20 protein-coding genes and 1 pseudogene are annotated in these 21,438 nt (G+C 73.2%); 8 read left to right on the top strand and 13 right to left on the bottom strand.

What is annotated here, in order from left to right; translation table 11 throughout:
• The first annotated feature begins 10 nt into the window (after positions 1–10).
• Together AB0C33_RS11245 and AB0C33_RS11240 are read left to right on the top strand one after the other, a co-directional pair.
• The gene (locus tag AB0C33_RS11245) at positions 11–673 is read left to right on the top strand and encodes a hypothetical protein (RefSeq protein WP_358286142.1); all 663 of its coding nucleotides are present in this window, start codon (positions 11–13) and stop codon (positions 671–673) included.
• Positions 674–679: 6 nt separating this feature from the next.
• A complete protein-coding gene (locus AB0C33_RS11240; RefSeq protein WP_358286140.1) occupies positions 680–1,279 on the top strand; it encodes a class I SAM-dependent methyltransferase in 600 nt (199 codons plus the stop codon).
• Here the strand turns inward: AB0C33_RS11240 and AB0C33_RS11235 are convergent.
• Together AB0C33_RS11235 and argG are read right to left on the bottom strand one after the other, a co-directional pair.
• Complete coding sequence (locus AB0C33_RS11235; protein WP_358286138.1) at positions 1,271–2,386, bottom strand: cupin domain-containing protein; 1,116 nt, start codon at positions 2,384–2,386, stop codon at positions 1,271–1,273. The genes AB0C33_RS11240 and AB0C33_RS11235 overlap by 9 nt on opposite strands.
• Positions 2,387–2,474: 88 nt before the next feature.
• Positions 2,475–3,923 (bottom strand): argininosuccinate synthase, encoded by a 1,449-nt coding sequence (gene argG, locus AB0C33_RS11230; RefSeq protein WP_358286136.1) that lies wholly within the window; start codon positions 3,921–3,923, stop codon positions 2,475–2,477.
• Between the two features lie 153 nt (positions 3,924–4,076).
• Between argG and AB0C33_RS11225 the strand changes: the two are divergent.
• Positions 4,077–4,340, top strand: a pseudogene (locus AB0C33_RS11225) (acyl-CoA dehydrogenase family protein); the annotation flags it as partial.
• A 124-nt stretch (positions 4,341–4,464) separates the two neighbouring features.
• A complete protein-coding gene (locus tag AB0C33_RS11220) occupies positions 4,465–5,244 on the top strand; it encodes an acyl-CoA dehydrogenase family protein (RefSeq protein WP_358286134.1) in 780 nt (259 codons plus the stop codon).
• 134 nt (positions 5,245–5,378) lie between these two features.
• Here the strand turns inward: AB0C33_RS11220 and AB0C33_RS11215 are convergent, their stop codons facing one another.
• From AB0C33_RS11215 to AB0C33_RS11180, 8 genes are all read right to left on the bottom strand, one after another.
• Entirely contained in the window at positions 5,379–6,071 is a 693-nt protein-coding gene (locus AB0C33_RS11215; RefSeq protein WP_352351279.1) for a GntR family transcriptional regulator, read from the bottom strand.
• A 139-nt stretch (positions 6,072–6,210) separates the two neighbouring features.
• Positions 6,211–7,071: a 3,4-dihydroxyphenylacetate 2,3-dioxygenase gene (gene hpaD, locus AB0C33_RS11210; protein ID WP_352351281.1), complete on the bottom strand. Its 861-nt coding sequence runs from the start codon at positions 7,069–7,071 to the stop codon at positions 6,211–6,213.
• Positions 7,071–8,507 (bottom strand): aldehyde dehydrogenase family protein, encoded by a 1,437-nt coding sequence (locus AB0C33_RS11205; protein ID WP_358286131.1) that lies wholly within the window; start codon positions 8,505–8,507, stop codon positions 7,071–7,073. Before AB0C33_RS11205 ends, hpaD begins: the two co-directional genes overlap by 1 nt.
• Positions 8,504–9,991 carry a GMC family oxidoreductase N-terminal domain-containing protein gene (locus AB0C33_RS11200; protein WP_358286129.1) on the bottom strand — a complete coding sequence of 496 codons (1,488 nt, stop codon included), beginning with the start codon at positions 9,989–9,991 and terminating at the stop codon, positions 8,504–8,506. The genes AB0C33_RS11205 and AB0C33_RS11200 overlap by 4 nt, the downstream gene beginning before the upstream one ends.
• Entirely contained in the window at positions 9,978–10,664 is a 687-nt protein-coding gene (locus AB0C33_RS11195) for an ATP-binding cassette domain-containing protein (protein ID WP_358286127.1), read from the bottom strand. The genes AB0C33_RS11200 and AB0C33_RS11195 overlap by 14 nt, the downstream gene beginning before the upstream one ends.
• A complete protein-coding gene (locus AB0C33_RS11190; RefSeq protein ID WP_358286125.1) occupies positions 10,661–11,350 on the bottom strand; it encodes an ATP-binding cassette domain-containing protein in 690 nt (229 codons plus the stop codon). Before AB0C33_RS11190 ends, AB0C33_RS11195 begins: the two co-directional genes overlap by 4 nt.
• On the bottom strand, positions 11,347–13,233 hold the full coding sequence (locus AB0C33_RS11185) for an ABC transporter permease (protein ID WP_358286124.1): 1,887 nt from the start codon (positions 13,231–13,233) through the stop codon (positions 11,347–11,349). Before AB0C33_RS11185 ends, AB0C33_RS11190 begins: the two co-directional genes overlap by 4 nt.
• A complete protein-coding gene (locus AB0C33_RS11180) occupies positions 13,233–14,492 on the bottom strand; it encodes an ABC transporter substrate-binding protein (protein WP_358286122.1) in 1,260 nt (419 codons plus the stop codon). The genes AB0C33_RS11185 and AB0C33_RS11180 overlap by 1 nt, the downstream gene beginning before the upstream one ends.
• A 277-nt stretch (positions 14,493–14,769) precedes the next feature.
• On the opposite strand from AB0C33_RS11180, the gene hpaE reads away from it, so the two are divergent.
• Both hpaE and AB0C33_RS11170 read left to right on the top strand, forming a co-directional pair.
• Positions 14,770–16,236 (top strand): 5-carboxymethyl-2-hydroxymuconate semialdehyde dehydrogenase, encoded by a 1,467-nt coding sequence (gene hpaE, locus AB0C33_RS11175; RefSeq protein WP_358286120.1) that lies wholly within the window; start codon positions 14,770–14,772, stop codon positions 16,234–16,236.
• A gap of 84 nt (positions 16,237–16,320) precedes the next feature.
• Entirely contained in the window at positions 16,321–17,415 is a 1,095-nt protein-coding gene (locus AB0C33_RS11170; RefSeq protein WP_358286118.1) for a glycerophosphodiester phosphodiesterase, read from the top strand.
• A gap of 69 nt (positions 17,416–17,484) precedes the next feature.
• Here the strand turns inward: AB0C33_RS11170 and AB0C33_RS11165 are convergent, their stop codons facing one another.
• Positions 17,485–18,324: a DUF1206 domain-containing protein gene (locus AB0C33_RS11165; RefSeq protein ID WP_358286116.1), complete on the bottom strand. Its 840-nt coding sequence runs from the start codon at positions 18,322–18,324 to the stop codon at positions 17,485–17,487.
• A 67-nt stretch (positions 18,325–18,391) separates the two neighbouring features.
• Positions 18,392–19,180, bottom strand: a complete 789-nt coding sequence (locus AB0C33_RS11160) for an SDR family NAD(P)-dependent oxidoreductase (RefSeq protein WP_352351301.1) — start codon at positions 19,178–19,180, stop codon at positions 18,392–18,394.
• 66 nt (positions 19,181–19,246) lie between these two features.
• Here AB0C33_RS11160 and AB0C33_RS11155 point away from each other — a divergent pair, with 66 nt between their 5' ends.
• Entirely contained in the window at positions 19,247–20,017 is a 771-nt protein-coding gene (locus tag AB0C33_RS11155; RefSeq protein WP_358286114.1) for a MoaF C-terminal domain-containing protein, read from the top strand.
• 12 nt (positions 20,018–20,029) lie between these two features.
• Complete coding sequence (locus AB0C33_RS11150) at positions 20,030–20,422, top strand: nuclear transport factor 2 family protein (protein ID WP_358286112.1); 393 nt, start codon at positions 20,030–20,032, stop codon at positions 20,420–20,422.
• A gap of 41 nt (positions 20,423–20,463) precedes the next feature.
• Here the strand turns inward: AB0C33_RS11150 and AB0C33_RS11145 are convergent, their stop codons facing one another.
• Positions 20,464–21,399, bottom strand: a complete 936-nt coding sequence (locus AB0C33_RS11145) for a TIGR03619 family F420-dependent LLM class oxidoreductase (RefSeq protein ID WP_358286110.1) — start codon at positions 21,397–21,399, stop codon at positions 20,464–20,466.
• Positions 21,400–21,438: the final 39 nt, after the last annotated feature.

Raw genomic sequence — 21,438 nt, 5'->3', positions numbered from 1 at the left:
GGGAACCGCCATGATCACCGACACCCCGCTCGCCGCGCTCGACCACCAGGCGCCCTACCTGCTCGAACGGCTCGTCAAGGAGCGCGTCGCCGCGACGGAGGAGGAGGCCGGGGAGCTGTTCGCCGAGGCGAAGAAGTACCTGGTGCTCACGCAGGTCGACCGGTCGCGGATCTGGACGATGCACTCGACGCGCGTCGACGACGCCTGGCATCACTTCATCCTCTTCACCGGCCTGTACACCGAGTTCTGCCGCACCTACTTCGGCCGGTACGTCCACCACAGCCCGAGCAACGACCCCGGCACGCCGGACGAGCCCGCCGAGGAGACCCCGGCGGGCACGTTCGCCGAGTTCCGCGACCGCTACGAGGAGCTCTTCGGCTGCCCGCTCCCCGACGTCTGGTACGACCATCGCACCGTCACGCTGACCCGCCGCGTGGTGAACGAGCGCGCCGGGCTGCTCACCACCCGCCGCGACGGGAACCAGGTCGAGTTGCTCTCCCCGTCGGGCGAACCGCTGGTGGCCGCCAACATGATCGCCTCGCCCGCGCTGGAGTTCGTGGCCCGCACCGGCGCCTTCTACGTGCGGGAGCTGCCCGGCGGCCTGACCGGGGAGGAGCGGGTCGCCCTGGCCGGGGTGCTGGTCGAGCAGCGGATCCTCAAGGTGAGCGGCTAGCGGGGCGTGACCTACGCCTCCCTGCGGGCGGGGCGGGGACCCAACGCCCTCGTCGTCGAGGCGCTGGGCGTGCTCGGCGGCGTCCGCGGGCGGGCGCTGGACCTCGGCGCGGGCCCGCTCAACGACACCCGTTTCCTGCTGGAGCTGGGCTTCTCGGTCGAGGCCGTGGACACCGACCCCTGCACCCTCGCGCTGGCGGCGGCATGGCGGCACCCGCGGCTGCGGGTCGTGCACGCCGACGTCCGTGACGTGCCGGTCGCGGCGGGGGCCTACTCGTTCATGGTCGCGATCCACGTCCTGCCCTTCCTGCCCGAGGCCGACGTCCGCCGGGTGGCGGCCGCGATGGCCGGCGGCCTGGCCGCGGGCGGCGTGCTGTGCTGCACGTTCTTCGGTCCGGAGGACGCCTGGGCGGGGCGGCCGGGGCGCACGTTCCTGCGCGCCCCCGAGGCCGGCGCGCTGTTCCCCCGGCTGGAGCCGGTCGTCCTGCGCGAGGACCGCTACGACGGCGTCGACGCCAGGGACGAGCCCAAACGCTGGCACGTGGTGCGCTGCGTCTTCCGCAGGCCCACTGCCCCCGGCACAGGTGGCGCCGCCGGGTCAGCCTGACGTCGCGAGGGTCAGGAAGCCCTCCTCGACCAGGCGGCGTACCAGGGCGAGGCCGTCCTCCCCCGGCAGGCCGGCCGCGGTGAAGGGTTCGCCGTCCGCCATGCACAGGAAGGCCGCCTCGTGCCGGGCCGGGAGGCTGAGCCGTTTGCCGTGGAAGGCGAGGACCAGCGTGCCGGCGTCCCGTCTGCTCTCCCAGCGCAGGCCGGGGCGGAGCCGGACGGCGGTGCCGGCGTCGAGGCCGGCCAGGCCCGCGAGGTCGAGCAGATGGCCGCCCAGCCGGTCGCCCTCGGCGAGCAACGCCATGTCCACCGCGTCGTCGGCCAGCCTCTCGGGGGTGAGGACGGTCATCAGGCGGGCGGTCAGCTCGCGGATGCGCTCCCGTGCGGCGGCCCGGCCGCCGCTCGTACGGGCGAAGCCGAAGGGCAGCGGCTCCTGGCAGTCGGGGTCGGCGGAGACGGCCGCCTCGCACCCGGCCAGCAGCACGTCGGCCCAGGTCAGGGGATGGACGCCGACGCTCAGGTGCAGGGACGCGCCCTGCGCCGAGGCGGCCTCGTGCGGCAGGCCACGCGGCAGGTAGAGCAGGTCCCCTTCGCACAGGTCGAACTCGTGGCGGGCGTCCTCGTGGATCCGCCAGCGTTTGGTCCCGGCCACCTGCAGCACGAACACGTCGTGGGAGTCGTGGTGGACGCCGAAGCCGCGCGCCCGCGGCGGGGTGAGGTAGGCGTTGACCCGGCACTCCGCGCTGAACTCGCCCGCCAGCCGCCGGCACAGCTCCCGCAGCGGCGGCCACCGTTCGTGCACCGAGGGCATGATCAGGGTCGAGCCGTCGCGGTAGCGGGCGTAGAGGTCCTCCAGCCCGGCCGCGCCGCCGTCGGCGTGGCCGTCGCGGACCACGCGCACGGCCCCGGCGTGCAGGCCGGAGCCGGACAGCAGCTCGTCGAAGCGGGCCAGCGAGAACAGCTCGCGGTAGTGGCCGGGCGACCGCCTGCGCAGCAGGAGATGCCGCCGCCCCTGGTGGTCCCGCAGGAACTCCTCGCGGGACACCGGGCCGAGCAGCCAGTCGATGGCGGGCGTGACGTCCGCGCCGTCCCGCTCGTCGATCATCATCTCCGGTCCGTACCCGTGGCGTCCGCGCGCCACGCCCCGGGCCGCGCGGGGCCGCCCAGGGGCGGCCCGGGAGGCCCGGGGGGCCCGGTCAGTCGGTGCCGAACTCCATCGCGGCGCGGTCGAGCAGCTCGTCGTCCTCGGCGACCTCGCCGCGGGAGGCGATGGCCTCCGCGCCGCCCTGCGGCATCGCGCCGATGAGGCCGGTCGAGGCCGCCTGGGCGGCGCCGATGAGCGCCGGGTGGGTGGTGCCGACCATGCCGAGCGTGGCGTACTGCTCCAGCTTGGCGCGCGAGTCGGCGATGTCCAGGTTACGCATGGTGAGCTGGCCGATGCGGTCGACCGGGCCGAACGCGGAGTCCTCGGTGCGCTCCATCGACAGCTTGTCGGGGTGGTAGCTGAAGGCCGGGCCGGTGGTGTCGAGGATCGAGTAGTCCTCGCCGCGGCGCAGCCTCAGGGTGACCTCGCCGGTGACCGCCGTGCCGACCCAGCGCTGCAGCGACTCGCGCAGCATGAGCGCCTGCGGGTCGAGCCAGCGGCCCTCGTACATGAGCCGGCCGAGCCGCCGGCCCTCGTTGTGGTACGTGGCCAGGGTGTCCTCGTTGTGGATGGCGTTGACCAAGCGCTCGTAGGCGGCATGCAGCAGCGCCATGCCGGGGGCCTCATAGATGCCGCGGCTCTTGGCCTCGATGATGCGGTTCTCGATCTGGTCGGACATGCCCAGGCCGTGCCGGCCGCCGATCGCGTTGGCCTCCATGACCAGGTCGACCGGGGAGCCGAACTCCTTGCCGTTGATCGTGACCGGGCGGCCCTGGTCGAAGCCGATGGTGACGTCCTCGGGGAGGACCTCGACCTCGGGGTCCCAGAAGCGCACGCCCATGATCGGCTCGACGGTCTCGATACCGGTGTCGAGGTGTTCGAGGGTCTTGGCCTCGTGGGTGGCGCCCCAGATGTTGGCGTCGGTCGAGTACGCCTTCTCGGTGCTGTCGCGGTAGGGCAGCCCGTGGGCGAGCAGCCACTCCGACATCTCCTTGCGCCCGCCGAGCTCGGAGACGAAGTCCGCGTCGAGCCAGGGCTTGTAGATGCGCAGGTGGGGGTTGGCCAGCAGGCCGTAGCGGTAGAACCGCTCGATGTCGTTGCCCTTGAACGTGGAGCCGTCGCCCCAGATCTGCACCTCGTCCTCGAGCATGGCCCGCACCAGCAGGGTCCCGGTGACGGCGCGGCCGAGCGGCGTGGTGTTGAAGTAGGCCCGGCCGCCCGAGCGGATGTGGAACGCGCCGCAGGTGAGCGCGGCCAGGCCCTCCTCGACCAGCGCGGCGCGGCAGTCGACCAGGCGCGCGAGCTCGGCCCCGTAGGCCAGCGCGCGGCTGGGCACCGAGGCGATGTCGGGCTCGTCGTACTGGCCGATGTCGGCGGTGTAGGTGCACGGGACGGCGCCCTTGTCGCGCATCCACGCGACGGCCACCGAGGTGTCGAGACCGCCGGAGAAGGCGATGCCGACCCGCTCGCCGGTGGGCAGGGAGGTGAGAACCTTGGACATAGAAGAAGATTATGCATTGCAACGCATGTTCATGCAAAGCCAGCGTCTTTTCCGGGTGCGGGCCGGGATCTCCGGCGGAGGGTGGACAACCGGTCGGGGACGTGATCTGACGGAGGAAGGACCGCCGACGATCACGAACAGGAGCACCGGGACATGAGCGACACGCCGCGACTGCACTCAGCCGGCCCCACCCACCTGGACCGTGCCCGCGACCTGCGCCCGCTGATCGAGAGCGAGGCGGCCGAGGCCGAGGCGCTGGGCAGGCTGACCGAGCCCGTCGTGGCCGCCCTGCACGAGGCCGGGCTGTTCGGCGTCTGGCTGCCCGCCCCGCTGGGCGGCGCGGAGTTGTCGCCGTCGGAGCTGCTCGACCTCTTCGAGGAGCTGACCTACGCCGACGCCTCGACCGGCTGGGTGGTCATGGCCACCACCCTGGAGAACGGCACGGCGGGCGCCTACCTGGGCGACGACGCCGTCGAGCACATCTTCGGCGGCCCCCGCACGCCGCTGTTCGCGGGCCAGGGCACCCGGCCGGGCACCGCCGTTGCGCGAGGACGGCGGCTTCCGGCTGACCGGCCGCTGGAGCTTCGCCTCGGCCATGCCGCACGCCCGGTACGTGCACAGCCTCGGCGTCGTCGAGGGCACCGGCGAGGAGCGCATCTTCATCACCCCGGTCGAGGACGCCGAACCGCTCGGCAACTGGGACGTCCTGGGCCTGCGCGCCACCGGCAGCCTCGACTACGCCATCGACGGCGCCTTCGTGCCGGAGTCGCGCACGCACCTGTTCGCGCAGCGGGAGCCGCTGCGCGGCGGCGCGATCTACCGGCTGGGCCTGCTGGACCAGGCGCTGATCGCCCACTCCGGCTGGGCGCTCGGCCTGGGCCGGCGCCTGCTGGACGAGCTGGGCCGGCACGTCGCGGCCCGCGCCGGACGTCCGGGTCAGCTCGCCGTCAGCGACGCCTTCCACACCGGCTTCGCCCGCGCCGAGGCGGCCCTGCGGGCGGCGCGCGCCCTGGTCCGCGAGACGTGGGAGGCCGCCGAACGCACCCTGGACGCGGGCGGCACGCTGTCCACCCGCCAGGAGACGATGGTGCGGCTCGCGCTCAACCACGCCACCTCGACGCTCACCGGGGCGGCCGGGTTCGCCTACGCCTCGGGCGGCACGACGGCGCTGCGCGACGGCCTGCTCCAGCGCCTGTTCCGGGACGCGCACGCCGGCGCCCAGCACATCACCTCGGGCCCGCAGGCGCTGCGGGAGTGCGGCCGCGAGCTGGCAGGGCTGGCCCAGGGCGAGGAATGGACACTCTTCACCCTGCAACCCTGACCCGAAGCCCCACCCCGAAGCCCTGACCCACCCCGAAGCCCTGACCCGAAGCGCCACCCTGAACCCCTGCCCCGGAGCCCTGAGCATCGCCGCAGGACGTTGAGCGCCGCCGGGAGGTCAGTGTTGCCGGGAGGTCAGTGTTGCCGGGAGACCTGGGCGGTGTGCAGGGCGTCGGCGGTGGCGATCTTGTGGTTGCGGGCCGCCTGCTCGATCACCTCGGCCTCGGCGGCGCCCTCGATCAGGCTCAGCAGGTGGTCGTGCTCCTCCACCGACCTGCGCGCCCGCCCCGGCACGTACGTGAAGCTGGAGCGGCGCATGTGGTCGAGCCGCGCCCACTCCGACTCCAGCAGGGCGTTGAGGTGCTCGTCGGGGCAGTGGCGGTAGAGCGAGAAGTGGAACTCGCGGTTGAGCGCGGTGAAGGAGGTCGGGTCGAACTCCTCCAGCGCCTCCTTCATCCGCTCGTTGATCTCCCGCGACTCCTGGATCTTGGCCGCGTCCATGTGCGGCGCGCAGATGGCCGTGGCGTAGCCCTCCAGCCGGGCCAGCACGTTGAGGGTGTGCTCGACCTGCACCGAGTCGAAGACCGCGACCCGGGCGCCGATGTTGCGGACGACCTCGACCAGCCCGTCGGACTGCAACCTGCGCACGGCCTCGCGCAGCGGGATCGTGCTGACGCCGGTCTCCCGGGCGAGCTGGTCCATGACCAGCCGGTAGCCGGGGCCGTACGTGCCGTCGAGGATGCGGGCCCGCAGCAGGTCGTAGCTGATCTCGGCCTTGGAGCCCTTGGGCCGCTTGGCCTGGGCCGGTTTTCTCGTGCTGCTCACCATCACCTCTGCAGGACCTTCATGATGGCGTCGCGGAAGCCCGCGCCCACTGTCATCCCCTCATCTTGCCCGACCACGAGCCCGCGCGACGCCTGGACCCCCGCCATCCAGAACCTCCGTCTGTCCTATTTCACATATGATTTCAGATCTTATCGTACGCGGGCACGGGGAAGTCCACGACCACCTGCCCAGTTCCGGTCGAGCCGAAGTACGGGCACAACTGCTCCCCCCGCCCCTTGTACGACCGCCACCCCAGCAGCCCGAACAACATCGCCGTGTCGGCCATCGCGCCCTCCCCCGCGCAGCGCACGTTGTAGTCGGGCAACATGTCCAGGAACTCACCGATGCGCCCTTCGGCCCACATGTCCAGCACGGCCATGTCGATCTTCCGGTTGAGCGGGCTGCTGACCTCGTTGAGCAGCGACTCGGCGGTCTCGTTGGAGGGGAAGGCGTGCGAGAGCGAGCCGCTGGCCAGGAAGGCGACCCGGCGGTCGCTCTGCCGGATGCCGCGCAGCAGCGCCTCGCCGATGCGCCGGTTCTCGTCGATTGAGGAGTAGACGTTGCAGCCGATCGGCAACACCCGCACGGCGGAGTCCTCGTTCATGAAGTGCATCGGGACCAGCGTCGCGTACTCCAGGCCCAGGTCGCGGTAGGTGTGCACGAGCGCCTTCTGCCCGCCGGCGGCGATCTCGGCGCGGATCAGCTCGGCCAGCTCGGGGTCGCCCGGGTAGTCGTAGTCCAGGTCGTGGATGAAGTGCGGAAGCTCGTGGCTGGCGTAGGAGTCGCGGTGGCGCTCCTTGCCGTTGAGGTGGAAGCCGATGCTGTTCATCCAGTGGGTGTCGGCGATCAGGTACGTGTCCACCCCCAGCTCCCGCGCCCGCCTGCCGACCTCGGTGAGAGCCAGCTCGGCGGGCCGGCGGATGCCGAAGTGCCTGCCCGGCTGGATCGACAGCCAGATCGACGGCACATGCGTGATCTTGGCTGCCAGGACGAGCTCTCCCATCACACCCTCCCCAGGTGCGTCCAGACGCCCTTGACCTCGGTGTAGGCGTCGATGGCGTACGGGCCCATCTCCCTCCCCCACCCGCTGGCCTTGTAGCCCCCCCACGTGGTGGCGGCGTCGGGCACATGGATCATGTTGATGAACACGGCTCCCGCCCGGATCCGGGCGGCCAGGCGGTGGGCGGTCGACAGGTCGTTGGTCCAGATGGAGGCGGCCAGGCCGTACTCCAGTCCGTTGGCGCGGCCGGCGATCTCGTCGGGGTCGTCGTAGGCCAGCACCGGGATGACGGGCCCGAACACCTCCTCGCGGGCCACGGCCATGGCGTCGGTCACCTCGGCGAACACGGTCGGGCGGTAGAAGAAGCCGGGGCCCTCGGCGCGCCTGCCGCCGGTGACGAGTTGCGCGCCATCGTACAGCGCGCTGCGGACGTGGGCGTCCACGGCCATCAGGTGGTCCTCGCTGATCAGCGGGCCGAGGTCGGTGGCCGGGTCGAGGCCGGGTCCGACCTTGAGCGCGTCGGCCGCGGCGGCCATCTTCGAGGTGAACTCGTCGGCGCGCTTGCGGTCGACGTAGAAGCGCGAGTACGCGGCGCAGACCTGGCCGCTGTTGAACAGCGCGCCCTGGACGTTGCCCGCCACCGCGGCGTCGATGTCGGCGTCGGCCGCGATGATGCTCGGGGTCTTGCCGCCGAGCTCCAGCGTCAGGCGCTTGAGGTTGTCCGCGCTGGCGTGCACGAGCGAGCGGCCGACCGACGTCGAGCCGGTGAAGGAGATCTTGTCCACGCCCGCGTGCCCGGCCAGCGCCGCGCCGGTCTCCGGGCCGCCGGTCAGCAGGTTGACCACGCCGGGCGGGAAGCCGGCCAGCGCCATCAGCTCCACCAGCCGCACCGTGGTCAGCGGGGTCTGCTCGGCGGGCTTGACGATCACCGTGTTCCCGCAGGCCAGGGCGGGGGCGAGCTTCCAGGCGGCGATCATCAGCGGGAAGTTCCACGGGGTGATGAGCGCGCACACGCCGACCGGCTCGCGCCGGGTGTAGTGCAGGGTGTCGGGGTACGAGACGGGCAACACCGAGCCCTCGATTTTCGTACACCATCCTGCGAAATATCGGAAATGTTCGGCGGTGCCGGGGACGGTCACGTTCCGCGCCACCGCCAGCGGCTGGCCGTTGTCCCTGGTCTCCAGCTCGGCCAGCTCGTCGGCGTGCTCCTCCACCAGGTCGGCCACCTTCCACAGCAGCCTCGCGCGGGCGGCGGCGGGCAGCTCGGCCCAGGCCGGGTCGTCCAGCGCGGCCCTGGCCGCCGCCACCGCGCGGTCCACGTCGGCGGGGCCCGCCTCGGCGCACTCGGTGATGACGGTGGCCTCGGCCGGGTCCAGCGTGGCGAACGTCGCGCCGTCCGCGGCCGGGCCCCAGGCGCCGCCGATGTACAGGCCGGTCATGAGCCGATCTCCTCTCGCACCATGTCCGCGCACCGCTCGCCGATCATGATGGCGGGCGCGTTCGTGTTCCCTGACGTGACGGCGGGCATCACCGAGGCGTCGGCGACGCGCAGCCCGTCGATGCCGTGGACTCTGAGCCGCTGGTCCACGACGGTTCCCATGGCGCAGGTCCCGACCTGATGGTGGTAGGTCACCAAGGTCCTCTCTATGTGCTCGGACAGTTCACGGTCACCGGGATGGAGCTCCGCGCCCGCCCATTCCCGCAGGGCGGCGGCGTGGACCAGCTCCCGGCACAGCTCGACGGCCGCGCGCATGCACGCGCGGTCGGCGGCCGCCTCCAGGTAGGCGGGGTCGATGTGCAGCGGGGCGTCGGGGTCGGCCGAGGTCAGCGCCAGGTGGCCCCTGCTCTCCGGCCGGACGATCCCGGCCATGAGGGTGAAGGCGTCCGGCGGGCCGGTCATGCCCTCGTCGTACAGGGGGATGTGGAAGAACAGCGGCTGCACGTCGGGGCCGGGCAGTCCGGGGCGGCTGCGCCAGAAGAGCTGGCTGTGCATCGGCTGCAGGCCGGGCATCGCGGGCGGCACGGGCCGGCGGGCGGCCACGATCACCGGGACGAGCGCGTGGTCGTGCAGGTTTCGCCCGACGCCGGGCAGGTCCTCCACCGCCTTGATGCCGTGCCGGCGCAGCTCGGCCGCGTCGCCGAGGCCGCTCAGCAGGAGCAGGCGCGGCGACTCGACGGTCCCGGCGCTGAGCACGACCTGGGCGGCGGCCCCGACCTGGTGCAGGCGGCCGCCCTGGCGGTACTCCACGCCCACGCACCGCCGCCCGCGCAGGAGCAGCCGGCGGGCGCGGGCCCCGGTGCGGATCTCCAGAACCGGCCGGTCGCAGCGCGGGCGCAGGTAGGCGTCGGCCGTGCTGTGCCTGCGGCCGTGCCGGATCGTGAGCTGGCAGAACCCGGCGCCGTCGGGACGCTCGCCGTTGCAGTCGGGGTTGAACGGCAGGCCCTGCTCCACGGCGGCCGCCACGATCGCCGCGTTGACCTGGTGCGGCGCGTAGTCGGCGATCACCCGTACCGGCCCGCCGGCGCCGTGGTAGTCGCCGGGCCCGCGGTCGAAGTCCTCCAGCCGCTTGAAGTACGGCAACACCTCGGGGTACGACCAGCCGGGCCCCCAGGCGTCGTAGTCGGCCGGCGCGCCCCTGACGAAGATCATGCCGTTGAGCGAGGACGAGCCGCCCAGCACCTTCCCGCGCGGCCAGTGCGGACGCCGCCCGCCCAGCCGCCGCTGCGGCGCCACCCGGTAGTCGTAGTCCTCGGGGCCGCCCCACAGCCGGAACACCCCGCCGGGGTCGTGGATGTCGGGGTTGACGTCGGGGCCGCCCGCCTCCAGCAGCAGCACGCGCAGCGCCTCGTCGTCGGCCAGCCGGCGGGCCACCGCGGCGCCCGCCGAGCCCGCGCCGACCACGACGACGTCAAAGGTCTCCATCGCCCGCTCCCAGATAGGCCGAACGCAGCCGGCCGCGCAGTTCGTCCGGCGTGCCGCGCAGCACGACCCGGCCCCGGTCCAGCACGTGCACGCGGGTGGCCAGCTCCAGGGCGAGCCGGGTGTACTGCTCGATGAGCAGCACCCCGGCCCCGGCCTCCGCGAGCGCGGCCAGGGCGGGGACGAGCCTGGACACCACGGCGGGGGCCAGGCCGAAGGACAGCTCGTCCACCAGCAGGTATCGCGGCCCGCCGGTGACGGCCTGGGCCAGGGCGAGCATCTGCTGCTGGCCGCCGGACAGCGTGCCGGCCCGCCGGTCGCGCAGCCCGGCCAGCTCGGGGAAGGCGGCCAGGGCCGGTGCCGGGTCGGGCCCGGCCACGCGCAGGTTGTCGGCCACGCTCAGCGAGCGCAGCACCCGGTGGCCCTCGGGCACGGCGGCCACGCCCAGCGCCCGGACGCGTTCGGGGCGCAGCCCGGTCAGCTCGTCGCCGTCGGCGCTGACCGCGCCCGTCTCGACCGGCAGCAGCCCGGCCACGGCGAGCACGAGCGTGCTCTTGCCCGCGCCGTTCGCGCCGAGCAGCGCGGTGATCTCGCCGGGCGGCACGTCGAGCGTCACGTCGTGCAGCACCTCGCGCCCGCCTCTGCGCACGCGCAGGTCGCGCACCTCCAGGCTCACGGCGCCTCCCCCAGGTAGGCGGCGCGCACCCGCTCGTCGGCCAGCACCGCGGCGGTCGGGCCGGCGGCGACCAGCCGGCCGAAGTCCAGCACGGCCGTGGTGGCGCAGACCTCGCCGACCAGGGCCACGTCGTGCTCGATGAGCACCACGAGCGCTCCGAACCGGTCCGGCACGGCCGTCACCACCTCGGCCAGCGAGCGCGACTCCGCCTCCGACAGCCCGGCGGCCGGCTCATCGAGCAGCACGATCCTGGGCGTGCCGACCAGGGCGCGGGCCAGTTCGAGCCGCCGCCGTTCCGGCAGCGTCAGCTCGCCCGCCGGGCGTCCGGGGTCGCTCAGGCCGCAGAACGCGAGCAGGCCCTCGTCCTGGCCGCCCAGGTGGTCGGCGGCCAGGCGCAGGTTGCCGGCCACGCTCAGCTCGGCGACCACCTGTTCCTGCTGGAACGTGCGGCGCAGCCCCCACCTGGCCCGCCGGTGCGGCGCGAGCGCCAGCAGGTCGGCGCCGCCGGCCGTGACCCGCCCGGAGACCGGCCGGACGAAGCCGGACAGCACGTCGAACAGGGTGGTCTTGCCCGCGCCGTTGGGCCCGATGAGCCCGCACAGGCCCGAGTCGAAGGTCAGGGTGACGCCGTCCAGCGGGCGCACGCCGCCGAAGCGCACCCGCAGGTCCTCGATCTCCAGCCTCATGCGGGCCGCCGCAGGTCCTCTAGCTGCCCGCCGATGCCGCGCGGCGCGGTGACCAGGGCGTGCACGGTGCCCGCGCCGAAGACGACGAGCATGAGGTTGCCGTCGAGCCCGGCGGCGTCGAGGGCGGCGGGCACGACCTGGCCGACCACGCCGGACAGCACCACGCCGGTCAGCCCGTACGCGCCGCCGACCAGGACGACGGCGAACAGCAGCACCGAGTCCGAGGCCCGGAACGAGATCGGGTCCAGCCGCCCGGTGTTGGCCGCCAGCAGCGCCCCGGCGGTCCCGGTGACGAACGCCGCCAGCGCGAACGCCCACACCTTGTACCTGGTCAGGGCCACGCCGACGGCCAGCGCGCCGGCCTCGCCGCTCCTGATCGCCGCCCACGCCCGGCCCGGCCGCCCGCGCTGGTGCAGCACGACCAGGACGAGCGCGAGCACCGCGCACAGGACGGCGAACCGGAAGAACCCGGCGTCGGAGGAGGCCATCGAGGGCCGCGGCATGGCCTGCTGCGTCCCGCTGCCCGCCACCCGGCCGAGGAACCCGGGCCCGCCGTCGGGGAACCCGGTCGCCGAGAACGCCACCTGGAACGCCCCGCCGGCCATGAGCGTCACCAGGGCCAGGTCCACGCCGGACAGGCGCAGCGCGGGCAGCCCGTACACGATGCCGACCAGGCAGGTGATCGCCCCGGCCGCCAGTACGACCAGCGGGAACGGCCATCCGGTGGCGAACGCCAGCCGCAGCGCCACCCAGCCGCCGACGCCGAGCAGCGCCACCTGGCCGAGCGAGACCAGCCCGAGCCGGGCGTACAGCAGGGCGATGCCCGCGGCGGGGATGACGAAGATGACCGCGGAGGTGAGCACCCGCACCCAGTAGCCGTCCACGGCCAGGGGCACGAGCACCGCCAGCGCCGCGGCCCCGGCGGCCAGCCCGAGCACCACGCGCAGCACCGAGCGGGCGTCGCCGGGCGGCAGCGGCCGGGTCCGCGACGGCAGCGCGGGCTCGGCCGGGCGCACCTCGACCGTGCCGCCGCGCCTGGCCCGCGCCCCTGTGCGCTGCAGCCACAGGATCGCCGCGACGGCCACCGCGAACGGCGCGACCGACCGGTACGGCGCGGTCTGCTCCCACGCCCCGCCCAGAGCCTCGGCCAGCCCGATCGCCAGCCCGGCCGCCAGCGTGACCGGCAGCGACCTGAAGCGGCCGACCACGCCCGCCGCCAGCGAGGCGATCACCAGGAAGGTCAGGGTGCCCGCCTCCAGCCGGGTCAGCGAGCCGAGCACCAGCCCGGTCAGCCCGGCCACCGCGCCGCCCGCGGCCCAGGTGACGGTCTCGACCCGCCGGATGGGCACGCCGAGCAGCGCGCTGATCTCGCGGTCGTCGGCCAGCGCGCGCATGGCGGTGCCGAAGCCGGTCCGGCGCAGCAGCACGGCGGTCCCGGCGGTCAGCGCCACGGCCAGCGCCAGCGCGAGCGCCTGGGTGAGCGTGACCCGCGCGCCGCCCACGTCGAACCCGGCCGTGTCGGTCGGCAGGGTGAGCGTGCGCGGGTCGTCGCTCCACGTCCAGTAGCACAGGCCGAGCAGCACGAGCGCGAGACCGAGCGTGCACACCGCCTTGACCAGCGGGTCGCGGGCGGCGACGAGCGGGCCGACCAGTCCGCCGTACAGGCCGGACAGCAGCGCCGACAGCAGCGGCGCGGCCGCCAGCGCGGGCGCGACCGGCCAGCCGTCCTGCAGGAGCTGCCAGGACAGCAGCGCGCCGATCGCGCCGAGCGCGCCGTAGGCCAGGTTGAGCACGCCCGTGGCGCGGTAGAGCACGACGATGCCCACGCCCGACAGCGCGTAGACGGCGCCGAGGGCGAGCCCGCTGATGACGAACGGCAGCATCAGCCGGTCAGCCCCAACTGCTTCTCCTCCCGCAGCAGCGGCGCGAGGTCGGGGTCCTGGGTCGGCGTGCAGTCCTTGATCTTCGACCAGCCGCCGCCCTTCATCGTGACGTAGCGGGTGTCGTGGTTGGCGTTGTGACGGGCGGCGCGGCCGAAGTACCAGGGGGCGCAGAGCAGGTCGCTGCGGAAGCCCTTGACCTGCGACAGGGCCCGGCTCACCGAGGCGCGGTCGATCGTCCCGCCGGTCCTGGTCAGGGTGTCGACGAAGATCTTGGCGGCCAGGAAGCCGCCCTGGGAGAAGGAGTCGCGGGGGGCCTTGTCGTCGGCGTACTCGTCCATGACGCGGCGCCAGAGCTTGTTGTCGGGGGTGCCGGCGTCGAGCATGGTGAACTCGGAGTTGGACACGAAGCCCTCCCAGTAGCCGCCGACCTGGCCGGGGAAGGTGGTGTCGTAGCAGGGCGTCAGGCAGACGAAGGTGACCTTGTCCTTGAGGCCCTGCGCCTGGGCGGCCTTGAGGATGGCGGCGTCGTCGGGGGCGGGGTCCTGGAGGATGATCGCGTCCGGGCGGCCCCGCATGGCTTCGAGGAGCACGGCGGTGGCGTCCTTGACGCCGGGGTCGTGCAGCACGTCGCCGGCCGAGGTCAGGCCCTTGGTCCTGAGGTAGGCGCGCACGCCGTCCTGGGTCCAGTCGCCGACGCCGGGCACCCGGTTGCTGATCTGGGCGACCCTTCTGGCGCCCTTGACCTCGACGGCGTACTGGGCGGCGGCCACGGCGCTGACCCTGGGGCCGGCGTTGACCGGGGCGATGCGCGGCGACTCGAAGCACGCCCTCGGCACGCCGACCGCGAGCACGTCGAACAGCCCGTTCTGCTCCCAGATCGGGCCCGAGACGCCGCAGGCGACGAAGCTGGAGCCGCCGACCAGGGCGACCAGGTCGCGGTTGCCGGCCAGCTTGGTGGCCAGGGCGGAGGCCTTCTGCGGGTTGAGGCCGTCGTCCTCGACCAGGTACTCGACCGGACGTCCGCCGATGCCGCCGCCGGCGTTGACGCAGTCGAAGTACGCCTTGGCCGCCTTGGTGGCCGAGCTGAAGTCGATGCCGCCGCTCGCGGTGACGATCGCGCCGACGGTGATCGGGGTCCCGGTGGCGGGCTTCCCCGTGCCGCAGGCCGTTCTGGCGGCGCCGCCGTCCTGGGCGGTCCCGCAGGCGGAGACCACCAGGGCGATCGCGGCCCACCACACCAGGCGTCGTGGACATCGCATACGCATCCTCCTCGAAGCGCCGTGCGTCCAGCCCCGATGGACAAATCATGTACGACATCAGATATTTCTGTCCATAGGTTCCCCATGTATCATCGACGATGTCCTATACGATTTGACGGGGTTGCGAGGGGCCTTCCGCTGGGCCTTCCACCTGGGCAATCATCGTGGCGGGGCGGAGGAGGAGTGCCATGACAGGGCGGTCCGGCCGCACGTCCGACAGGGGATCGATCGCACCCGTGGCCGGGGGGCCGCCGTCCCAGTGCAAGGAGATCGCCCGTTGAACCTGGAGCACTACATCGACGGGGCCCATGTGCCCAGCGTGTCCGGCCAGACGTTCACCTCGCTGGAACCCGCGACCAACCGCCCCGCGCTGACCGTCGCCTCCGGGGACGCCGAGGACGTCGACCTCGCCGTGCGCGCCGCGCTCACGGCGTTCACCGACGGGCCGTGGCCGCGGATGCCGGGCGAGGAGCGGGCGGCGGTGCTGCGCGGCATCGCGGCGGCCATCGAGGCGCGCGACGAGCGCATCGCCGAGCTGGAGTGCGGCGACACCGGCCTGCCCATCACCCAGGCCAGGGGCCAGGCCCGGCGGGCGGCGCACAACTTCCGCTTCTTCGCCGACGTCATCAGCAGCCTGGGCGAGGACGTCTACCGCGTCGGCTCGGCCCAGCTCAACTACGTCGTGCGCAAGCCGGTCGGCGTGGCCGGGCTGATCACGCCGTGGAACACGCCGTTCATGCTGGAGACCTGGAAGCTCGCGCCCGCCCTGGCGGCCGGCTGCCCGGTGGTGCTCAAGCCGGCCGAGTGGTCGCCGCTCTCGGCCAGCCTGCTGCCGGAGATCATGGAGGAGGCCGGGCTGCCCGAGGGCGTGTTCAACCTCGTCCACGGCATCGGCGAGCGGGCCGGGGCGGCGCTGGTGGCCCACCCCGACGTGCCGGTGATCTCCTTCACCGGCGAGACCACCACCGGCCAGACGATCATGCGCGACGCCGCCACCGGCCTCAAGACGTTGTCGATGGAGCTGGGCGGCAAGTCCCCGCTGCTCGTCTTCGACGACGCCGACCTGGAACGGGCGCTCGACGCGGCCGTCTTCGGCGTCTTCTCGCTCAACGGCGAGCGCTGCACCGCCAGCTCGCGGGTGCTCGTCCAGGACACCGTCTACGAGGAGTTCGTGGCCCGGCTCGCCGAGCGCGCCGCGCGGGTGCGCGTCGGCCCGCCGCACGACCTGGCGACCGAGCTGGGCGCGCTCATCCACCCCGAGCACTACGAGCGGGTGATGTCCTACGTACGGGCCGGCGTCGAGGAGGGGGCCCGCCTGGTGGCCGGCGGCGGCCGCCCGGACGGCCTGCCCGAGGGCAACTTCCTGGCCGCCACGGTCTTCGCCGACGTGACGCCCGCGATGCGCATCTTCCAGGAGGAGATCTTCGGCCCGGTCGTCTGCGTCACCCCCTTCGCCACCGAGAAGGAGGCCCTGGAGCTGGCCAACGCCACCCGGTACGGCCTGGCCGCCTACGTGTGGACCAGCGACCTGCGCCGCGCCCACCGCCTGGCCCAGTCCGTCGAGGCCGGCATGCTCTGGATCAACTCCCAGAACATCCGCGACCTGCGCACGCCCTTCGGCGGCGTGAAGGCCAGCGGCCTGGGCAGGGAGGGCGGCCGGCACAGCATCGACGTCTACACCGAGGCGCACATCGTGCACGTCGCCACCGAGGACCTGCCGATCCCCCGCTTCGGCCTCGGCTGAACCCGTCCCGCCACGTCCTTCACCGTTCTGCACTGTGCGCCCGGGCGTAACGTCCGGGCCACCTCGGCGGTCTACCGTGCCCGCATGACGACGCGCAGGTTGTTCGCGAGCGTGCTGGCCGCCGTCCTGGCCGGCGGTACGGTCGCTGTCGTGCTGACCCAGACGCCATCCGCCACGGCCGAGCGCCGCGGCCAGGCACCCGTCGTGATCGGTCACCGGGGCGCGAGCGCCCACCGGCCCGAGCACACGCTGCTGTCCTACGAGGCGGCCATCGCCATGGGCGCCGACTACATCGAGCCCGACCTGGTCTCCACCAAGGACCACGTGCTGGTCGCCCGGCACGAGAACGAGATCTCCGGCACGACCGACGTGGCCGCCCACCCCGAGTTCGCCGATCGGCGGGCCACCAAGGCCGTGGACGGCCGGCCGGTCACCGGCTGGTTCACCGAGGACTTCACGCTGGCCGAGCTGAAGACGCTGCGGGCCAAGGAACGCGTGCCCGACCTGCGGCCGGACAACACCACCTTCGACGGACTGGCCGAGATCCCCACGTTCGAGGAGGTCGTCCAGCTGGCGCAGCGGCACGGCGTCGGGGTCTATCCCGAGACCAAGCACCCGACGTACTTCGACTCGATCGGCCTGTCGCTGGAGGAGCCGCTGCTGGAGGTGCTGAACCGGTACCACGTGCGCAAGGCGTACATCCAGTCCTTCGAGACGGCGAACCTGCGCGAGCTGCGCGGACGGACGCGGCTGCCGCTCATCCAGCTCATCACCTCGGGGGGCGCGCCCTACGACTGGGTCGCCGCCGGCAGCACCCGCACCTACGACGACATGGTGACCCCCGACGGGCTGCGCGAGGTGGCCCGGTACGCCGCCGGGATCGGCGTGGACACCCGCCGGGTGGTCCCGGTGGACACCGCGGGCGCGACGCTGCCCCCGACCACGCTGGTCCAGGACGCCCACCGCAGGCGGCTGGAGGTGCACGTGTGGACGATCCGCAACGAGAACTCCCAGCTGCCCGCCGACCACCGCAGGGGGAACCCGGCCAGCCCGGTCTACGGGCGGGCCACCGGCGACGTGGCCGGCTGGCTGGCCAGGCTCATCGAGCTGGGCATCGACGGCGCGTTCTGCGACGACCCGGCGATGGGCCGCGCGGTGGTCGCCGGGCGCCCCTCCTGACCGGGCGCACACACGAAGCGGCGGGTCCCCGTGCCGGGGACCCGCCGCCAGTTCGCCGCCGGGACGGCCTCAGGTGCGGCGCCAGCGGGACTCGCCGAAGCAGTAACCCGCGAACAGCAGCAGCCCGAGGGCCACCACCGCGAGCAGCCACGGCCCCACCGGCGTGTCGGCGAAGCGCCGCAGGGTGGCGTCGATGCCGCCCGCCTTGTCGGGGTCGAAGGTGACCGCCGCGTAGCCGACGAAGACGCCGGCGCCGCCGGTGATCACGCCGCGGGCGATGTAGCCGGCCTGGCCCAGCCGTTCCATCACCTTGCGGGACTTGGGCGACATGCGGCCGAGGTCGAGCTCGCGCTCGAACTTCTTGGTGACGCCCTCGTGGATCCAGTAGACGCCGAGGGCGACGATGCCGAGCCCGATCAGGCCGACGATGATCTGGCCGCCGGGCAGGTCGAGCAGCTTGCTCGTCAGGTTCTGCGACTGCTTGTCGTCGGACTTGGCCTGACCGGCCAGCAGCACGCTCAGCAGGGTCACGCAGATCAGGACGTACACGCCGGTGCGGAAGGCCGACTGCGCGCGGTCACTCGCCTTGCGGTGACTGAACAGCGCCTCCGACGCCTGCCACAAGGCCAGCCCGGCGAAGCCGACCGTCATGATCCACAGCAGCACCTGGCCGAAGGGCAGTCCGGCGATGGTGGTGATGGCTCCGGACTTGTCGGCCTGGCGGGAGCCGTCGCCGAAGGCGATCTGCAACGCCAGCACTCCGATCAGCGCGTACAGCACGCCGCGGCAGGCCAGCCCGATGCGGGCCAGCGTGGTCATCGCCGGGCTGTCCGCTGCTCTGCGGGCCGCGTTCTTGGCCTCGCGGCCCGCGTCCATGGCTTCGCGGCCCGCGCTCTGTGCGGTGCTCACCGTTCCTCCTGGGGGTTTGCGGAAGAACTCCCCTTTGCCCGGGAAACGGGGTCCTAGGCGTCGGCGATCAGTCGAAGGCGAGGGTGGGCAGGTCAACGGCGGTGGCGCCGCCGTCGGCCACGACCACGCTGCCGGTCATGACGGCGCTGTCCGGCGAGGCGAGGAACAGGCAGATCGCGGCGATCTCGTCGGCGGTGGCCGGGCGGCGCAGCGGCACGTCCTTGGTGACCAGCTCGTACGCCGCGTCGCGGGTGATGCCGTCACGGCCGACCAGCACGTCCATCTCCTCGTCGGCCATCGGCGTGCGCACCCAGCCGGGGCACAGGCAGTTGGCCCGGACGCCCTGGGGCCCGTAGTCGCGGGCGATCGAGCGGGTCAGGCCGATGAGCGCGTGTTTCGTCGTGACATATCCGGATACGGCCGGGCCGGCGGCCAGGCCTGCGATCGACGACACGACCACGATCGCCCCCTTCGACCGCACCAGCGCCGGCAGCGCCTCCCGGCAGGTCACGAAGCAGGTGTTGAGGTTGGCGTCGAGGCTGAGCCGCCAGGACGCGTCGTCGGTCTCGCCGACCGGCCCGCCCCCGTGGCCGCCCGCGTTGGCCACCACCACGTCGAGCCCGCCGAAGCGGCCCAGGCACGCCTCGACCGCCGCCCGCGCCTGGCCGGTGTCGGACATGTCCGCGCAGGCCACGGCCGCCGCGTCGCCGAGGTCCGCGGCCACCTCGGCCAGCGGCCCGGGACGGCGGCCGGTCAGCATGACCGAGGCGCCCTCGGCGGCGAACCTGCGGGCGGTCGCCGCGCCGATGCCGGTGCCCGCCCCGGTGATCAGCGCGACCTTTCCCTTGAGCCTCATCGCCTACTCCTTTACAACGGGAAGCTATATGATTTCATAGACGAATTCGTGGAGGAAGGAGCGGCCATGACCGATCGCCCTGCCGGTTGGAAGAACATGGACGATTTCGCGCCCGGGATCGCCACGAACCGCCTTCCGGCCACGTACGCGCTCGCGGGCACCCAGGTGGACCTCACCTTCGACGACGGCAGCAAGACGTCCCTGGCCTTCGCCGGTCGTTACAAGCTGCACGCCGACGGCGGCCCCGCCGAGCCGTACGAGGCCGTGGCCATGCGCGAGGACCTGTTCTACGTCGGCCGCGCGCACGCCGAGCGGCCCCGCGAGTACACGGTCACCGTCCTGCACACCAGCACGGGCCGGGCGCTGCGCGTGGTCTCGGTCATCGCGCCCGAGCCGGTCCCGGGGCAGCCGCGGGTGTCGCAGACGTTCACCCCCGGCGTGATCGAGGGCCGGGAGGTCACCGGCGAGCCGCCCGCGCCGACCCGCGAGCTGATCGGCCGCCGGGCCCTGTACCGCTACAGCCCCGAGCACCTCTACGAGCACGTCTACCTCAGCTCCGAGCGCTACGCCTGGCAGTGCCTGGCCGGCGCGCAGCGCGGCCACGGCGACGTCGATCTCGCCGCCGCCTGGAAGATCGCCGACGGCCTGTACGTGTTCGCCTTCCGCGAGTTCCGCATCCCGGTCGCGGCCACCTGGCTCTACGACTGGACGGCCCTGCGCACGGTCGGCACCTTCTTCGGCCTTTCGGGCGAGGGCGAGATCCACCACTCCCCCGGCGGCGCGCACATCGAGCCGCTGGGTCAGGTCACCTATCCGGCCGGTGAGGAACCGGTCTGAGGAGAAACACAGATGAGCGACAATCTCGACGCCGTACGCGCCTCCTACGCGGCCTCGGCGGCCGGCGACGTGAACGGCATCGTGTCCCTGCTGGGCCCGCAGGCCCGGTGGACGGAGATGGCCGGCTTCCCGTACGCGGGCACGTACGTGGGGCCGCAGCAGGTGCTGTCGGAGGTGTTCGCCAAGCTGGGCAGCGAGTGGGACGGCTACCAGGCCGAGCCGGAGGAGTTCGTGGACGGCGGCGACGTGGTCGTCGTGATCGGCCACTACAGCGGCACCTACCGCGCCACCGGCAAGTCGATGAGGGTGCGCTTCACCCACGTCTGGCACCTGGCGGACGGCGTGGCCACCCGGTTCGAGCAGTTCACCGACACGGCCCTGGTCCGGGAGGCGCTCGTCCCATGATCCCGTCGCGCGGCCGGATGAGGGCCGGCCGCGCGACGTTTTCAGCCGGTCAGCTCGCCCACGCGGCGCATGACCTCGCGGCAGAACGCGCCGACGCCGTCCGGGTCGTCGATGAACTGCGACGGCTTGATGCAGAACGTGGTGTACCCCTCGGCCATCCGGGCCGGGATGTGCTCCAGGGCTGGGCCGAGCGGCGCGCAGGAGACGGCGTCGGGGAAGACGGCCCGCGTGCCGCCGGCCAGCTCCAGCTCGCCGATGTCCCGACCGGCCGCCTTCATGCCGTCGGCCAGCGCCTTCATGTCCTCGGCGGGCGGGTAGCCGAGCGGGTTGAACCCGCTGCCCCAGCGGGTCATCCGGCGCAGCAGGTGGCCGCTCGTCCGCGCGCCGCCGAACCACAGCGCGGGCCCGCTCTCCCGGTAGGCCTTCGGCTCGAAGTACACCTCGTCGAACCGGTAGTGCCGGCCGTGGTAGGTGACCGGCGAGTCCCGCCAGAGCAGCTCCCAGATCTCCAGGTGCTCGTCGAGGAGCTCGCCGCGCCGCTCGAAGGGCACGCCGAGCGCGGCGTACTCGTCGCGGCTCCAGCTCACGGTGGGCAGCACGACGAGCCGGCCCTGCGACAGCAGGTCGAGCGTGCCGAGCTCGCGGGCCAGCGCCAGCGGGTGGCGCAGCGGGGCGAGCACCGCGGCGGCAGCCAGGCGCAGCCGGGTGGTGACCGAGGCGACGGCCGCCAGCAGGCCCAGCGAGTACGGCCACGGCGTGAACGGGTCCTGGTTGCCGGGCAGCGCGTACTCGCGGGGGTTGGCCATGCGGCCCCGGGCGCCGGCGTCGGGGCCGAGCACCAGGTGTTCGCTGATCATGACCGAGTCGAACCCGGCGTCCTCGGCCTCACGCGCCCACCGGACCAGCACCGGCAGGTCGCGGGCCGAGGTCATCGTCCAGTTCTCGGACAGCACGAGTTGCATGCGCGGTTGCTTCATCTTGCATTCATACCCGAACGATCTTCAGCAAGCTAGCTC

Source organism: Nonomuraea sp. NPDC048881, assembly GCF_040649795.1.
Taxonomy (GTDB): Bacteria; Actinomycetota; Actinomycetes; order Streptosporangiales; family Streptosporangiaceae; genus Nonomuraea.
This window is presented reverse-complemented; position numbering and strand designations above follow the sequence as displayed.

Excerpts from the sequence above, each read along its gene's own strand:
- AB0C33_RS11205 (WP_358286131.1), bottom strand. The coding sequence starts at position 8,507 with ATGACCGGCCTGTACATCGGCGGCGCCTGGGGCCCGGCCGCGGACGGC.
- AB0C33_RS11185 (WP_358286124.1), bottom strand. The coding sequence starts at position 13,233 with ATGCTGCCGTTCGTCATCAGCGGGCTCGCCCTCGGCGCCGTCTACGCG.
- AB0C33_RS11150 (WP_358286112.1), top strand. The coding sequence starts at position 20,030 with ATGAGCGACAATCTCGACGCCGTACGCGCCTCCTACGCGGCCTCGGCG.
- AB0C33_RS11155 (WP_358286114.1), top strand. The coding sequence starts at position 19,247 with ATGACCGATCGCCCTGCCGGTTGGAAGAACATGGACGATTTCGCGCCC.
- AB0C33_RS11190 (WP_358286125.1), bottom strand. The coding sequence starts at position 11,350 with ATGAGGCTGGAGATCGAGGACCTGCGGGTGCGCTTCGGCGGCGTGCGC.
- argG (WP_358286136.1), bottom strand. The coding sequence starts at position 3,923 with ATGTCCAAGGTTCTCACCTCCCTGCCCACCGGCGAGCGGGTCGGCATC.
- AB0C33_RS11180 (WP_358286122.1), bottom strand. The coding sequence starts at position 14,492 with ATGCGATGTCCACGACGCCTGGTGTGGTGGGCCGCGATCGCCCTGGTG.
- AB0C33_RS11170 (WP_358286118.1), top strand. The coding sequence starts at position 16,321 with ATGACGACGCGCAGGTTGTTCGCGAGCGTGCTGGCCGCCGTCCTGGCC.
- AB0C33_RS11215 (WP_352351279.1), bottom strand. The coding sequence starts at position 6,071 with ATGGTGAGCAGCACGAGAAAACCGGCCCAGGCCAAGCGGCCCAAGGGC.
- AB0C33_RS11245 (WP_358286142.1), top strand. The coding sequence starts at position 11 with ATGATCACCGACACCCCGCTCGCCGCGCTCGACCACCAGGCGCCCTAC.
- AB0C33_RS11160 (WP_352351301.1), bottom strand. The coding sequence starts at position 19,180 with ATGAGGCTCAAGGGAAAGGTCGCGCTGATCACCGGGGCGGGCACCGGC.
- AB0C33_RS11200 (WP_358286129.1), bottom strand. The coding sequence starts at position 9,991 with ATGGAGACCTTTGACGTCGTCGTGGTCGGCGCGGGCTCGGCGGGCGCC.
- AB0C33_RS11145 (WP_358286110.1), bottom strand. The coding sequence starts at position 21,399 with ATGAAGCAACCGCGCATGCAACTCGTGCTGTCCGAGAACTGGACGATG.
- hpaD (WP_352351281.1), bottom strand. The coding sequence starts at position 7,071 with ATGGGAGAGCTCGTCCTGGCAGCCAAGATCACGCATGTGCCGTCGATC.
- AB0C33_RS11235 (WP_358286138.1), bottom strand. The coding sequence starts at position 2,386 with ATGATGATCGACGAGCGGGACGGCGCGGACGTCACGCCCGCCATCGAC.